This window comes from Nocardia sp. NPDC049149 (genome assembly GCF_043197455.1).
In the GTDB taxonomy this organism is placed as follows: Bacteria; Actinomycetota; Actinomycetes; order Mycobacteriales; family Mycobacteriaceae; genus Nocardia.
This window is the reverse complement of sequence record NZ_JBICTD010000002.1, coordinates 180,649-194,438: the sequence shown is the minus strand read 5'-3', so window position 1 is coordinate 194,438 and position 13,790 is coordinate 180,649. Positions and strand designations below refer to the sequence as shown.

13 protein-coding genes are annotated in these 13,790 nt (G+C 67.0%); 9 read left to right on the top strand and 4 right to left on the bottom strand.

Features of this window, described 5'->3' with window-relative positions; all coding sequences use genetic code 11:
- The first annotated feature begins 55 nt into the window (after positions 1-55).
- From ACGFNJ_RS06545 to ACGFNJ_RS06535, 3 genes are all read left to right on the top strand, one after another.
- Positions 56-982 (top strand): ParB/RepB/Spo0J family partition protein, encoded by a 927-nt coding sequence (locus tag ACGFNJ_RS06545; RefSeq protein ID WP_218023276.1) that lies wholly within the window; start codon positions 56-58, stop codon positions 980-982.
- A 211-nt stretch (positions 983-1,193) separates the two neighbouring features.
- Entirely contained in the window at positions 1,194-1,379 is a 186-nt protein-coding gene (locus ACGFNJ_RS06540; RefSeq protein ID WP_393444146.1) for a hypothetical protein, read from the top strand.
- 301 nt (positions 1,380-1,680) lie between these two features.
- Positions 1,681-3,624, top strand: coding sequence for a lytic murein transglycosylase (locus tag ACGFNJ_RS06535; RefSeq protein WP_393444144.1), 1,944 nt, complete (start codon positions 1,681-1,683; stop codon positions 3,622-3,624).
- Between the two features lie 152 nt (positions 3,625-3,776).
- Here the strand turns inward: ACGFNJ_RS06535 and ACGFNJ_RS06530 are convergent, their stop codons facing one another.
- The gene (locus ACGFNJ_RS06530; protein ID WP_393444142.1) at positions 3,777-5,264 is read right to left on the bottom strand and encodes an ABC transporter substrate-binding protein; all 1,488 of its coding nucleotides are present in this window, start codon (positions 5,262-5,264) and stop codon (positions 3,777-3,779) included.
- Positions 5,265-5,451: 187 nt separating this feature from the next.
- On the opposite strand from ACGFNJ_RS06530, the gene ACGFNJ_RS06525 reads away from it, so the two are divergent.
- The 5 genes from ACGFNJ_RS06525 (at position 5,452) to ACGFNJ_RS06505 (ending at position 10,097) form a co-directional block, all read left to right on the top strand.
- On the top strand, positions 5,452-6,798 hold the full coding sequence (locus ACGFNJ_RS06525; RefSeq protein ID WP_393444139.1) for an LVIVD repeat-containing protein: 1,347 nt from the start codon (positions 5,452-5,454) through the stop codon (positions 6,796-6,798).
- 84 nt (positions 6,799-6,882) lie between these two features.
- Positions 6,883-7,176 carry a hypothetical protein gene (locus tag ACGFNJ_RS06520; protein ID WP_393444137.1) on the top strand — a complete coding sequence of 98 codons (294 nt, stop codon included), beginning with the start codon at positions 6,883-6,885 and terminating at the stop codon, positions 7,174-7,176.
- 142 nt (positions 7,177-7,318) lie between these two features.
- Complete coding sequence (locus ACGFNJ_RS06515; RefSeq protein ID WP_393444135.1) at positions 7,319-7,915, top strand: TetR/AcrR family transcriptional regulator; 597 nt, start codon at positions 7,319-7,321, stop codon at positions 7,913-7,915.
- A 352-nt stretch (positions 7,916-8,267) separates the two neighbouring features.
- A complete protein-coding gene (gene sph / locus ACGFNJ_RS06510) occupies positions 8,268-9,248 on the top strand; it encodes a sphingomyelin phosphodiesterase (RefSeq protein WP_393444133.1) in 981 nt (326 codons plus the stop codon).
- A 105-nt stretch (positions 9,249-9,353) separates the two neighbouring features.
- Positions 9,354-10,097, top strand: a complete 744-nt coding sequence (locus ACGFNJ_RS06505) for an AAA family ATPase (RefSeq protein ID WP_393444131.1) — start codon at positions 9,354-9,356, stop codon at positions 10,095-10,097.
- A 3-nt stretch (positions 10,098-10,100) separates the two neighbouring features.
- Here ACGFNJ_RS06505 and ACGFNJ_RS06500 read toward each other — a convergent pair whose 3' ends face one another.
- The gene (locus ACGFNJ_RS06500) at positions 10,101-10,850 is read right to left on the bottom strand and encodes a class I SAM-dependent methyltransferase (RefSeq protein WP_393444129.1); all 750 of its coding nucleotides are present in this window, start codon (positions 10,848-10,850) and stop codon (positions 10,101-10,103) included.
- A gap of 102 nt (positions 10,851-10,952) precedes the next feature.
- Positions 10,953-12,308, bottom strand: a complete 1,356-nt coding sequence (locus ACGFNJ_RS06495) for a DHA2 family efflux MFS transporter permease subunit (protein WP_393444127.1) — start codon at positions 12,306-12,308, stop codon at positions 10,953-10,955.
- Between ACGFNJ_RS06495 and ACGFNJ_RS06490 the strand changes: the two genes are divergently transcribed.
- Entirely contained in the window at positions 12,295-12,498 is a 204-nt protein-coding gene (locus ACGFNJ_RS06490; RefSeq protein ID WP_393444125.1) for a hypothetical protein, read from the top strand. The two genes, ACGFNJ_RS06495 and ACGFNJ_RS06490, sit on opposite strands and share 14 nt — an antisense overlap.
- Here the strand turns inward: ACGFNJ_RS06490 and ACGFNJ_RS06485 are convergent.
- Positions 12,464-13,738: an MFS transporter gene (locus ACGFNJ_RS06485; RefSeq protein WP_393444123.1), complete on the bottom strand. Its 1,275-nt coding sequence runs from the start codon at positions 13,736-13,738 to the stop codon at positions 12,464-12,466. The two genes, ACGFNJ_RS06490 and ACGFNJ_RS06485, sit on opposite strands and share 35 nt — an antisense overlap.
- Positions 13,739-13,790: the final 52 nt, after the last annotated feature.

Genomic DNA, 13,790 nt, shown 5'->3' with positions numbered 1-13,790 from the left:
ATCGATGGTCTTTACCGATGACCATCAACCGACGAATCGTGCCCACACTATCGAGGTGCGGGTCGACACCTTGGTCCTGGCCGACTCACCGCGACTCGCGGGTGAAGACTCCGCTCACATTCGCGCACTGGCGGAGGCGGTCGAAGCGTTGCCGCCGATCCTCGTGCATCGCCCGAGCATGCGGGTGATCGATGGTGCGCATCGAGTCGGCGCGGCCCGGTTGCGCGGTGACAAAACGATCGCCGCGCGCTTCTTCGACGGGACCGAGATGGAGGCGTTCATCGTTGCCGTGCGCATGAATGTCACGCACGGCCTGCCGTTGTCGCTGGCAGATCGCAAGGCCGCGGCCGCGCGAATCATCCGTGAGCGCCCGGAATGGTCGGACCGGGCCATCGGTGTGACATCGGGACTGTCGCACAAGACAATTGGCGTGCTGCGGCGTTCGACTGGGCCGGATACCCAGTCGAACGTGCGCATCGGCAGGGACGGTCGACCGCGTTCATCGAGCACCGAAGAGGGGCGCAGGCTCGCCAGCGAGATGATCGCGCGCTCGCCGCAGGCTCCGCTGCGCGAAGTTGCCGAGGCGGCGGGCGTTTCGCTCGGAACCGCGCACGACGTGCGGCAACGACTGCGTCGTGGCGACGATCCGGTGCCTGCGCGCCAGCATCGCGGCACGCCGAGCGTTCCGCTCGGGAAGACGCCTGCCAAGCGGCCGCAACCGGACCGGTTCGCCGACCGCACCCAGATCAAGGACCCCAAGGTGGTGATCCAGCGGCTCAGGGCGGATCCCTCGCTGCGGTTCACCGAGTCCGGGCGGGCACTACTACGCAGGCTCGATCTGTGCGCCGGCGCGAACACCGGGCTGGAGGAGGTCGTGGATGCGCTTCCCGCACACAATGTCTGGCTGATCATTCAGCTGGCATATTGGTTCGCCGAGGACTGGCGGCGGATCGCGGCGCATCTCGAGCACCGGAAAGATTGACGAGCCGACATTCGATCGCGGGCCGCCCGCAGGGGTGGCGGCCCGCTCGGAATCACTTGCTGGAAAACGTCGACGACGACGAACCCGATGACTCGACCAAAAAACATGCGAGGCAACAGTGTTCAAAGTTCCGATGCTTTTGTGGCTGTGCTGGATCCCTTACGGTGTGCACAACATCTATTGAGGTTTCCCATGAGAAGGGGAGGCTCGAATGCGCTCGCGGTGGCAACCATTCGCGGCTGAGCTCAGGGCTGTCTTCGCCGCGGCGCTATTCCTGATCGTCACGGTGGTCGTCGTCGCGGCGTACGCTGCGGGCCAGCAGCTTCCCGCGTTGTGGACCGTTGTCGACGCAGGGTGGGCAGCATGCGTGGACGCGGCAGCGGATCTCGGGCGGTAAATGATCCCAGCGGCGAGTTGACCCGAGCGGTGCAGCATCCCCGCACGGTGCGGCGGGATGTCTTCGGTCGCAGCCGATCCGGCGCCGCCAGTGAGACCGAGGTCTCGCTCAGTGAGATCGCATGCATTGAACATGCGATGCAGGACGCCCGGTCCGATACGATTATCGCGTACCCGACATGAATTGCCTTGCACGGCAATTATTTTCGTTGAAAGCGGCCTGACTGACACTGCTGTGCGCCGCCACACAGATCGCCGCTGCGCTCGACGAGTTCGACAATGACGAGGGGAATGGTTTCCCAATGCGGATATCTGGATCTATCGCAGTATCGGCGCTGGCATTGATGGGGTTGGTGACCGCTGGGTCGGCGAATCAACCCGGCCCGCCGAAAACGCCAGGGACCCAGTGGGCCAACGCGGCCGGTCCGGCGGTGCAAGTGCACGACAGATTCGCCGACATGATCCCGGTGAGCTTCAAAACATCGTTGACGTCGGAGACGGCCACCCGGCCGGTCGACGGCGCGCCGCCACCGGACGGAGCGGTCGGCAAGCTCGCGGTGCCGGGTGACGGACCGCTCGGCATCCCGGAAATCGTCCTTGCGGCGTATCGCAACGCAGAGCTGGCAATGCAAACCGCGGCGCCGAACTGCGCCGTGCCATGGCACTTGCTTGCCGGCATCGGCGAAGTGGAGTCGAATCACGCCGCGAACGGCCGCACCGATGCCAACGGCACCACTCCGACCGCGATTTACGGTCCGGCACTGGACGGCACGCTGCCGGGCAACGAGATCATCAAGGCCTCCGACGGCAGCGCCGTGCGCGCCGTCGGGCCGATGCAGTTCCTCCCGAGCACCTGGTCGACGTACGCCTCCGACGGCAACGTGGACGGTGCCAAAGACCCGAACAACGTCTTCGACGCGGCGCTCGCGGCGGCCAAGTACCTGTGTTCGGGCGGGCTCGATATGCGTAACCACGATCAGTCGATGCGAGCGGTGTTGCGCTACAACAATTCCAAGGCCTACGCCGCGCTGGTGTTCGCCTGGTCCGAGGCGTACAAGAACCGCGGTGCAGGCATTCAGGCGCCGAACCCGCCCAATCTGCTTGCCGCGATGCCATGGGGGACCGGGTCGAGCATGATCGTGTCCGAGCCGGTGGCCCCTGGAGACCCGAATACGCCGCCCGCCGAGGAAAATACGCCGAGTCCCGAGACGACTACCACCGATGTGCCCAGCGACCCGGTCACGACGAACCCCGACGCGCCGATAACGACCGAGGCGACGACCGACGGCAATGGATTGCGGATCGAGCTGTACGTCAACGTCTCCGGCCTGGGTAAGGTCCTGTGCGGCATCTTCTGTCCGTCGTCGTCGGATCCCGCATGGCCGAACGAACCGCAACCCCCGGTGATCATCACGACGACAGTCACCGCGCCCTATCCGACTGAGCCGCCGGTCACTACGACGACTGTCGCGCCGACCACGACAGTGCCGCCGGTCACCACGACGACCACGACCGCGCCGCCCGTGACCACGACCAGCTCCGCGCCGACCACGACCGTGCCGCCGGTGACCACAACGAGCCCCGCGCCGACCACGACTCAACCACCGGTCACCACAACGGAATCCAGCACGATGAACCCGACAACGCCGTCCTCCTCGGTGCCGCCGTCGCCGACGCAGGTCACTACGGCTGTGCCGCAGCCGATCCCGGCGCCGGTGACCACCACGAAGCCGAAGCCTGAGCCGACGACCCAGCCGCAGATCCCGGCCAAGCCGAAACCGGAGCAGCCTGCCCTGGTGACGCCGACAACCGAGCGCACGCCGGCCCAACCTCCGGTCAAGACACCGGAACCCGCGCCTAAGGTGCCGACGCAATCCTCGATTGCCCCGGTGCCACCGAAACCGGCTCAGCCCACCACTACTCAGCCGGTGCCCAAGCCGCAGCAGCCGATTCCGGCGGTGCCGCAGGTCCCGGCGGTGCCTAAGCCGCAGCAGCCGGTCCCGGCCGTGCCCAAGCCGCAGCAGCCGAACCCGGTGGTGCCGCAGGTCCCGGCGGTGCCTAAGCCGCAGCAGCCGAACCCGGCGGTGCCGCAGGTCCCGGCCGTGCCTAAGCCGCAGCAGCCGGCCCCGGCCGTTCCTCAGCCTGCGAAACCTGCGGTGCCGACCATCCCTTCGGTGAACCAGAAACCGGCCCAACCGCCAGCACCCGCCCCGGTGAAGCCGGTCAAGCCGACGCTGACACCGTGACCTGACGGTCGGTCGCACGCCGTCCAGCTGAGAACACGGCTCCTTCGGACGAAGGAGCCGTGTTCGTCTGTCCGGCCACGGTCTGCCAGACCGCTACGGCAGTTGCCGAGCATCGTGCGCACGAAAGCGGAACTGGCCGAAGCGATCCACGCTCAGACCGAGATCGAGGCGAGGTCGATGCCGCGCATCGGCGTTGCCGTCACATCCCGCACGCGCTGCGTCCACACCGCGTGTCCGTGGCCGGACCACAGCGGCGCGATCGGAAGATCGCGGAGCAGCTGGTTCTCGGTGAGCCGGTACAGCTGAGCGCTTTCGGCTGCCGAACCTGCGGCATCGGCGGCGGCCAGCAGCTGGGCGAAGCCCTCGTCGGCGTATCCGGCGGTCTTCGCGAGCGTGGCGAGTAATTCGTGCGGGCCTGTGGTGCTCAGCGAGCGGGTCGTCAGGAAGGGACCGTCGACGGTTTCGTTCGCCGCACCCTCGCGTGGCCTCGCGATCAGATCCACCGCCAGCGCGGTGCGGATCTGGTGGGCGAAGGGTGCGGCCCAACGCTCTTGTCTCGCATCGAAGTACATGGTGACCGGTCCGGTGAAGTCGACCTGTCCGAGCAACGACTTCGCGGCAGCCTCGTCATGGGTACACGGTCGGCAGGTGCCGGAGCGTTCTCCCGGTGCGACGCCGGGCGACAGCATCGAGCGGGCCGGGTCGACCTGGTGCGCGAGCGGGCCTGCCGCCAGTGCTGCGCGGTCCACCGCCATGGCGAACGCGTGCCGCGCGGCCGCGTCCTCGAAACGCTTGTCGGACAAGGGGAAAACCAGATAGTCGGCCTCCGGCAGCGGCCACATCGCGTGCCGGTCGGCGAAGTCGTGATGCATCGCGTCGTGCCTGCCGCCGGGCACCTCGGTGGCCAGGTCGAGCGAGCCCGCCTGGACCTGGTCGTACTGTGCGGTGGGATCGCCTACCCGCAACCGGATTTCGCGGGCCTTCCCGGCCGCTTCGCCGACCCGGGTGAGTCGGCCACCCGTACCGGGGTGCCACGGCTCCGCCATCCGGAATGGTCCGTTGCCAATGGGATTCGCGGCGAAACCGGTCCAGTCCCTGGAGACGAGTACGGACGCGGGCAGGGGGAGCAGCGCCGGTGCGGCCAAGACCGCTGGGACCTGACCGAAGGGCCGATCGAGCACGATCCGGAGGGTGTAGTCGTCGGGGGCGCTGATCTCCTTGGACCGCAACACGTCGGTGAGCGCGCCGGAACCGGCCCAGCGCTCGCCGGCGACCGTCCGCCAGGTATCCACATAGGACTTCGCGGTGACCGGCGTCCCGTCGTGGAACTGCCCGTCGCCGCGGAGTTTGACCTCCCAGGTCACTTGGTCGGTGCTGGTGACCGACTCCGCGGCCCGCGGCGTGCGCTGCCCGGTCGCCGCGTCGTAGTCGAGCAGCGGCGTCCACAGCGCGCCGACGAGCAGCTGCCCCGCCTGGTCGCGTAGGTCGGCGGGCAGCAGGCTGGCCGGATCGCGGACGCCGACCGTGAGCACACCAGGCGTCGGTGGCTCCGGCGTCGTGGCGCAGCCTGCGATGCCGAGCAGAAATGCGGCGAGCACGGCGATGAGTCGGGCGATGTGGTGACGTGGATTCCCAGACATAGCAACATCATTGACCCGTGCCTGCGCGAATTACACGGCTATGCGGGGTATTACGCGGCTACTGCCGTGAAAGTTTGTTCAGCGATGCGAGGTATCGCGCCGAAGTGGTGTGGACACCTACAGTGAGGCATCCCTGCTACCAGGACTCCCTGGTCATACAGGTGATCACGCCCGCTGGGAGGTAGTCGTGCGCCACTGGTTGTTCCGGACGTCACTGCTGTTGGCCACGGTGCTGGCCACCGCAACCGCTACCGCCGTGCCAGCGGCCGCCTGCGAGGACGGCCCGCACGGCATTGCCGCTCAGCCCACCGGTTCGCCGGGTGCGGAGAAGAACGTCAAGGCGGTCGGCAACGTCCCGGACGCCAAGGGCGCGATCGCCCTGCAGTTCCTCCAGTACGGTGAGCGCGATGTCATGGTGGTCTCCGGCCAGTTCGGCGTGAAGACCTATGACCTCACCGCGAATCCGGCGAAGCCGAAGCTGATCGGCCAGCTCAACCTGCCCGGCATGTGGGAAACCGAGGACACCGAGGTCGATCCCGTGCGCAAGCGCGTCTTCCTCGCCCGCGACCCACGCGCGTTCGGCGGCAACGTGCGCACCGGCGAGTCCGGCATCTATGTCGTTGATCTGGCCGATCCGGCGAAGCCGTCCGTGATGAGCTACGTCAAGGTCCCCGCAGGGCACACCACCACCTGCATCAACGACTGCCAGTTCCTGTGGACCGGCGGCCCGGCGAAGGCGGACAGCCAGCCCGCGGAATGGGGCGGTCGCCCGATCTGGGTCACCGACATCAGGAACCCGCGCCAGCCGAAGGTCAATCCCAACCCGATCGAGCTAGCCCGCAACGACGGCAAGACCGACTACGTGCACGACGTCCAAGTGGACGAGATGGGTGTGGCCTGGGCTTCCGGTCGCGGTGGCGTGCGCGGATATTGGACGGCAGGCATGCACAAGGACCCGGTGACCGGCAAGCTCCGCCTTGCGACGCCGACCGATCCGGTGCCCTATGCAGGCGGCGGCATCAAGGAGACGGCGGCCCCCTCCAAGTTCATGCACAACAGCTTCCGCCCGATCGGCAACCGCGCGCAGGACGGCGGCGGCACCGGCCAGTGGGGCGACGGAAACCTGCTCTACGCCACCGAGGAGAGCTTCGTCGACGGCTGCGCGGGCGACGGCGTGCTCGTCATCGCCTCGCTGGCAGGTTCTTACGGCGGCGAAGGCTGGCGGTCCACCCCGCAGAAACCCTTCCGGCTCAACACCATCGGCACCTGGAGCGTCGCCGGACAGGAAGGGAGCGACCCGGCGTCCGCCGACTGCTCGGCGCACTACTTCGACGTGCGTGACAAGGTCCTCGTCCAGTCGTTCTATGCCCAGGGCACCAGGTTCCTGGATGTCAGCGATCCGACCAACCCCAAACAGATCGCGTACTACCGTCCCGCCGACGCCGCCGCATGGGCACCGTACTGGCACCGCGGGTTCGCCTATGTAGCCGACAACAACCGGGGAATCGACATCCTCCAGCTCAACGGTCGATGATTGTTTGATGACGCGCACCAGGATGCGTTGGTCAACGGAGTCTGCCACCCTGACGGAGTTCAACGGTCCGCGAGGAAGCGAAGCATGGTGAGCAGTCGAGACGAAGCACAGCCCAGCATCAACGCAGAATTCGAGCTGGCCATGGCGTGGCTGCGCGCCGTCGCGTCGGCCGGTCTGTCCGCCGAAGCCGCACACGAGGCCGCGCAGGCCAGCCTCGTTCGGCTCATGCGTGACCTCGATACCGCGTGGAGCGAGGCCGAGCAGATCGTCGCGACCGCCAACGATCCGCGGCTGACCGCGGAACTCGAAACGTTCGCCGAGTCCTTCCAGGCCGCCCGCGCCGAACGCACCAAAGAGGCGGCCGCCGAGCGTTCATAGCCGGCTACTCGGTCGAGCCGGAGCCTTCCTCGGCTGGTCCGCGACGCGCGGTAGCGAGGGCACCGAATCGGATTCCGCCGTGGTCTACCTTGTAGATGGCATCTACTCAGTAGACGGAAGGGACACCGGAGGTGGTCGGCGGATGAGTGCGCGCAATCCGGCGCCGACGGTCCGGACCACGCTGAATCGCGACTACATTGCCGCGGTGGCGGTCTCGGTGGTCGACGAGCAAGGCATGGACGGGTTCTCGATGCGCAAGCTCGGCGCCGCGCTCGGCGCCGACCCGATGGCGGTCTACCGCCACTACACCGATCAGCAGGACCTCTTCGACGGCATCGCCGCGTACATGTTCGCCGAGCTGGACATGGAAAGCCTGCCGTGGCAGGAGGATTGGCGCGAACTCCTGCGCGCGTACGCCGATCGGCTGCGCTCCACCCTGCGTAAGCACCCGAATGCGGTGCCGATCTTCGCCACCCGCCAGGTGCACAGCCCGTCGGCCGTCGAGACCGGCACATGGATGGTCGAAACCCTGCAAGCGGCAGGTTTTTCCCCGGCGGTGGCGCCCCAGCTGACCCGCTGCCTGCGCGAGTACGTGATCGGCCACATCCTCAGCCGGGCGATCGCCACCGTCACCGCGGAGCGCACGGGAGAGGCGCCGCTCGCCGGCCTGGACGCCGACCATTTTCAGCTCGGTCTCACCGCGCTGCTCGACGGGTTCGGCAACCTCCGGACTGTGTAGGCGCGAAGTCCGAGCCCATGCTGCGGATCCGCACTCTTTTGTTTTCTCGCACACGAATTGGCGTGCCTCATCGGGCCCGGAAAATCAATAGATATGCGGCTCTGGATTTTTGGCCTTGAACGCTCGAAATAGTCGATGAACGCTTGACAAGTGGGCGGAACTAGCATTTGAAAGTCCGCCCTTCACTGCCAATAAGATTGCGGCCGTACGGAATTCGATAAGAGACACCGGTCTGGCATCGATTGATAATGGGTCGATCATCCAGTCGTCATCTGTGCGTAAATGTGGGCGCTTTGTATTCAGCAATGCCGTCCGAGAACCGGACGGGCCTTGTTGGATCGAAGGAGAAAGCATGCCGCTAGTCGGATGCAAACCCGTGCGAGCTCTCGCCGTCCTCGCCGCCACCGCGGTGCTCGGCGTCGCTCTTCCGCAGTCCGCGCAGGCGGCCCCTGCCCCGGCTGCGCCAGGGCTGAAGGTGTTGACGTACAACGTCTTCCTGTTCAGCACGACCCTGTACCCGAATTGGGGGCAGGCGCACCGCGCCAAGGCCATCGTGGCGGCCGACTTCTTCCAGGGCAACGATGTCGTCGTGCTGCAGGAGGCGCTCGACAACGACACCTCGAACGCCTTGAAAGCCGATGCGGCAAAGCAGTATCCGCACCAGACGCCGGTCGTCGGGCGCAGCAAGGACGGCTGGGACGCCACCGGTGGCAAGTGGTCGGACAACACCGCGGAAGACGGCGGCGTCGCGGTGCTCAGCAAGTGGCCGATCGTGCGCAAGGAACAGATCCTGTTCAACAACGGCTGCGGCGCGGATTGGTTGGCCAACAAGGGATTTGCCTATGTGGTGCTGAACGTCAACGGCGCCAAGGTGCACGTGGTCGGCACGCACGCGCAGTCCACCGACAGCCGGTGTCGCGCAGGCGAGGCCGTGTCGGACCGCGCCAAGCAGTTCCGCCAGATCGCGGAGTTCTTGGACGCCAAGAAGATTCCCGCGGCCGAGCAGGTCATGGTGGCCGGCGATCTGAACGTCGACTCGCACAGCGCGGAATACCCGACGATGCTGGAGAACGCGGGCCTCGAGCCGGCCAACGAGCGCACCGGCCACCCGTACTCCTTCGACACGAAGGAGAACTCCATCGCCTCGTACCGTTACCCGAACGACGCCCGCGAGGACCTCGACTACGTCCTGCACCGCAAGGGCCATGCGCGCCCCGCGAACTGGCAGAACCGGGTGATCAAGGAAAAGTCCGCCCCATGGACCGTCACCAGCTGGGGCAAGGACTACACCTACACCAACCTCTCCGACCACTACCCGGTGGTCTCCGGCTGATCCGACGCCGTTGACCACGGCACCTGCGCCGCCGCTGCGCCGCAGGTGCCGTCGACGCTGCCCCGCGCCCGGTTGTCGCGTCCCAGCTACTCGTTAGCATGAGGTGTGCGAAGGGACGGTGGCTACATCCGCGAGGTGCTGCTCGGGGCGGGGGAGCGGCCGGATGAGTATCCGTTCGCCCTGCCTGTGGTCGAGCAGCTGGCGCGGGCAGGCGGGTTGGCCTTGGCGCCCGGGGTGACGTTTCTGGTCGGTGAGAACGGTAGCGGGAAATCGACGCTGGTCGAGGCGATGGCGGTGGCGGCAGGGATGAATCCGGAAGGGGGAAGCCAGCACTATCGGTTCGCGACGCGTGCGAGTGAGTCGTCGCTCGGCGCCCACCTGGTGCTCAAGTGGGGCATCAACAAGCCGCGGAGCCGGTTCTTTCTGCGGGCCGAGTCGTACTACAACGTGGCCACCGAAACCGAGGCGCTCGGACCCGAGCAGCTTGCGGTGTTCGGTGGGGTGTCGCCGCATGAGCGATCGCACGGTGAATCGTTCGTCGACTTGATGCGCGTGCGGTTCTTCCCCGGTGGGTTGTATCTGCTCGACGAGCCGGAGGCGGCGCTGTCGGTGCGCGGCTGCATGGCTGTGCTCGCTCGACTGGCGGAGTTGGTCGAGCAGCGGTGTCAGATCGTGGTGGCGACGCACTCGCCGATCCTGCTCGCGTTGCCAGGGGCGACGATCTACGAGATCACCGAGGACGGCGCGATCGTTGCGGTCGACTACGACGACGCGTTGCCGGTGCGGTTGACCAGAGACTTTCTCGCCGAACCGGATCGGTATCTGCGACACCTGTTCGACGACGAGTGAGCCTCAGGTGTCGTGTCGGAGGACGACACGGTATTCCCATGCGTCCCAGAGGGGATGGGTGGCCGGGTTGCGGTGGTCGGTCCGAATCTCCTTGCCGTCGAGTTCCATTCGCTCCACGGTAAGTCCGGTGCCTTCGAGTAACAGCAGGAGATCGGCCGGGGTGTAGCACCGGCCGAACTGGTCGATCGCCTGTGCCTCGTCGCCGACCGGCCACCAGCGGTCGTTGAACCGGTTCGCCACGGGGTCATAGTCGTTCGAGTTCGCGAGTTCGATGACGTAGCGGTCGTATTCGAGTTCGCCCGCGATGCGTGCCCACTTCCACGGGCTGAACACATCGAGGATCATCCGGCCGCCCGGTCGCAACCATTCGCGGCTGACCCGGCGCAGCAGGGTGCGCTGTTCGGCGTCGGAGCCGATGCCGAAGCCGTTCCAGTAGACGACGCAGTCGACCTGTTCGTCGAGATCGACTGTGTAGAAATCGCCCTGGACGATCCGCAGGTTCGCGACCTGCTCGGCACGGGCGGCGGCGCGCTGCGCGCGAGTCGAGCTGAGCTCGATCGCCACCACGGAGTAGCCGAGGTCGGCCATCGCTGCGGCGGTGGTGCCGTCGCCCGCGCCGAGTTCGAGAATGCGCTGGACATTCGGACCTGCCAGCCGGGAGATCGATTCGGCGCGTTGGCGATCCGACTCTTGGGGTTGCAGCGGTCCCCACCAGTCGGCCGCGGTGTCGAAGAACGGTTTTACCCATTCCATGTGTGCACTCCGGACGGTCGTCGGCGAGATGCGTTGATCACGGGAAGAATCCTGCCGTACCTCGGTGGGCACGGGGAAATGATTTTCCGGTCGGTGGGTAGGTCACGTCGTGCCGATGAAGATCGCAGTGACGAGTGCGCCGACGAGGAAGGCCAGAGTGCCGAGGACGGCGGTAATGTGCAGTCCTGGAAGGAAATTGGCGCTGAGCATGGTGCCTGCCAGTGCGACGCCGACCGCACTGCCGAGCTGGCGGGCGGTATTGAGCAGCGCCGATGCCGCGCCACTGCGATCGGCGGGTGCTGCGGTCATTGCCGCGCCGGTGGCGGCGGGCATGGTGAACGCGGTGCCCGCGCCCGCGGCCAGCATCGGGGCGACCAGGACGAGGTAGGGGGTGTTCGGTCCGGCGAGGAGCCAGCCTGCGATGCCTGCGGCGCCGACCAGCAACCCGATGAGCATCGGCCTGCGCGGACCGGTGCGGGCCATCACCCGACCGGCCAGTGCCGACGACACGGCGACCAGGCCCGCCATCGGCAGCAGGGCAAGGCCGGTGCGCCACGCGTCGAGGTGGTAGGTGCGTTGAAAGTACAAGGGCGCCGCGAACAACAGCGCGTAGAAGCCGAGGTTCATGAGGAGTCCGACCACGGTGGCTGCCGCGAGCTCACCGCGGCGGAACAGCGCGAGCGGCAGCATGGGCGACGCCGAGTTTGCCTCCAGCGCAAGGAAAACGGCGAGTGCGACCACGGCTACCGTGCCGAGGACGAGGACCGACGGGTGTGTCCAACCGACCCGCCCTGCTTCGTTCAAGGCTCCGACAAGCAGTGCCACACAGGCGAACCCGGTGAGTTGGGCGGGCAGGTCGAGCCCGCGCCCACGGGTTCCGTGTGGTGACGGCACCGTCCGAACGGTGAGCAGCAGGGCGAGCGCGGCAACCGGCAGATTCACGAAAAACACCGCGCGCCAGCCGAACATCCCGGTGAGTAGCCCACCGAGCACCGGCCCGAGTCCCGCGGCGAGCCCGGCGACCATGCCCCACACGCCGAACGCGCGGGCCCGATGGGCCGGGTCCGGGTACGCGGCCCGCAGCAGCGACAACGAGGCCGGTACCAGCAGCGCGGCCGCCGCACCCTGCGCGAGGCGAGCAACGATCAGAACCACCGGCGTCACGGCGAGCCCGCAACCGGCCGACGCGACGGAGAACGCGGCAAGACCAGCCACGAAAACCGGTTTCGCGCCGAACCGATCGCCGAGCCCGCCCGCGAACAACAGCAGACCGGCGAAGGTCAACGTGTAGCCGTCGACCACCCACTGCAACGCGTTGACCTCGGCGCCCAGCGAGTCGCCGATCGTCGGTATCGCCACCGCGACCACCGTGACGTCGAGAATGACCAGAAAATAGCCGAGGCAGATGGCCAGCAACGGCACCCGCCGGGTGTCGGAATCGAGGGTGATCGCGGTCATCGGTCCATCGTGGTCCCGAGTTGGTTCGTCATTCGCCGAACTATCGCCGTCGCACCTCTACGTGCGCTATCCGAAGGGCGATGTCCAGATCCCGAACCCAGACCCCGGCGACCTCGGCGCCCACTTCGCCACCCTCACCCACGACCGCGACGACCTCACGGGTTGGGTCGCCGACCGCTTCCGCGACTGACACCGCTGCGTGGGCTCAGACTGAACTCCCGGCCGAATTCCATTGCGGCATCGAGGTTGTCGATCCGGGTGACCCGGGTGCCGATCAGCCACACCGCGGCGAGGGCGGCCCCGACTCCGCTCACGATCAAGGTGGTCGGCAGGCCGACCAGGTTGCCGGCGAGCCCGCCGATCAGTGCCCCGAGTGGTGCCGTTCCCCACACCGTGGTGCGCACGGTCGCGTTGACCCGGCCGTGCATCGCCGCAGGCGTCACGGCGTAGCGCACCGGCACCTGCAGCACGTTGTAGATCTGCAACGCGCACCACATGAGTACCTGTGTGCCCGCAACGAGTGCGACAGACGCGACCGAGGAGTCCCGCGCGACCACCACCAACGCCGAACCTGTCCCCGCCACCACGATCGCTCCAGTCATGGTGCGGCCCATCCCGATTCGGGCACTGAGTCGAGCGGCGGCGATCGATCCGATCACGCCGCCGACGGCGCCTGCAGACAGGGCCGCGCCGACGACCGAGGGACTCATTCCCAGATCCCGCACGAGATAGAGCACGAATACCGCGGTGAACGCATTGAAGAACAAGATGTGCGTGGTCGTACACAGCGTCACGTAGCGCAGCACTCGATGCCCGAACACGGCGCCCGCACCGGCCATGATCTGGTGAATCATTCCGGCCCCTGGTTCCTTGCCTGCCGATGGCTCCTGAATCCTGATGCGCCCCATCGTGATTGCCGCAACCAGAAAGCTCACCGCATCGGCGAGGATGGCCAACGGCGCGGTGAGCACCTGAACGAGCCACCCCGCCAGCGCGGGCCCGGCGATCTGCGACACCGATTGACTCGTCTCCAACGCCCCTTGACTGCTGGTCAATTGGTCACGCGGCACGACCATCGGCACCAGCGACAGCGTCGCGATATCGGCAAACACGGCGAACGCACCCGCCACGAAAGCCACCACCGCCAGCAACGCCAACGACAACAGATCCGCGGTCCCGGCCAGCGGCACCATCGCCAACGTGACCGCTTGCCCAAGGGCGCACACCATGAACACCTTCCGGCGCGGCCACCGATCGATCCACACTCCCGCGGGTAGCCCCAACACCAGGTACGGCGCCCGCCCACAAGCGACGAGCACCCCCATCTCCCACGCACTGGCGCCTAACGTGATTGCCGCGACCAACGGCAATGCCAGCACCGTCACCTGCGACCCGATCAACGAAACGCTGTGCCCCGACCACAGCAACACAAACGACCGGTTCCCCCACAACGATGTGCGCCGCTTCCCCGCCTCCGCCAGC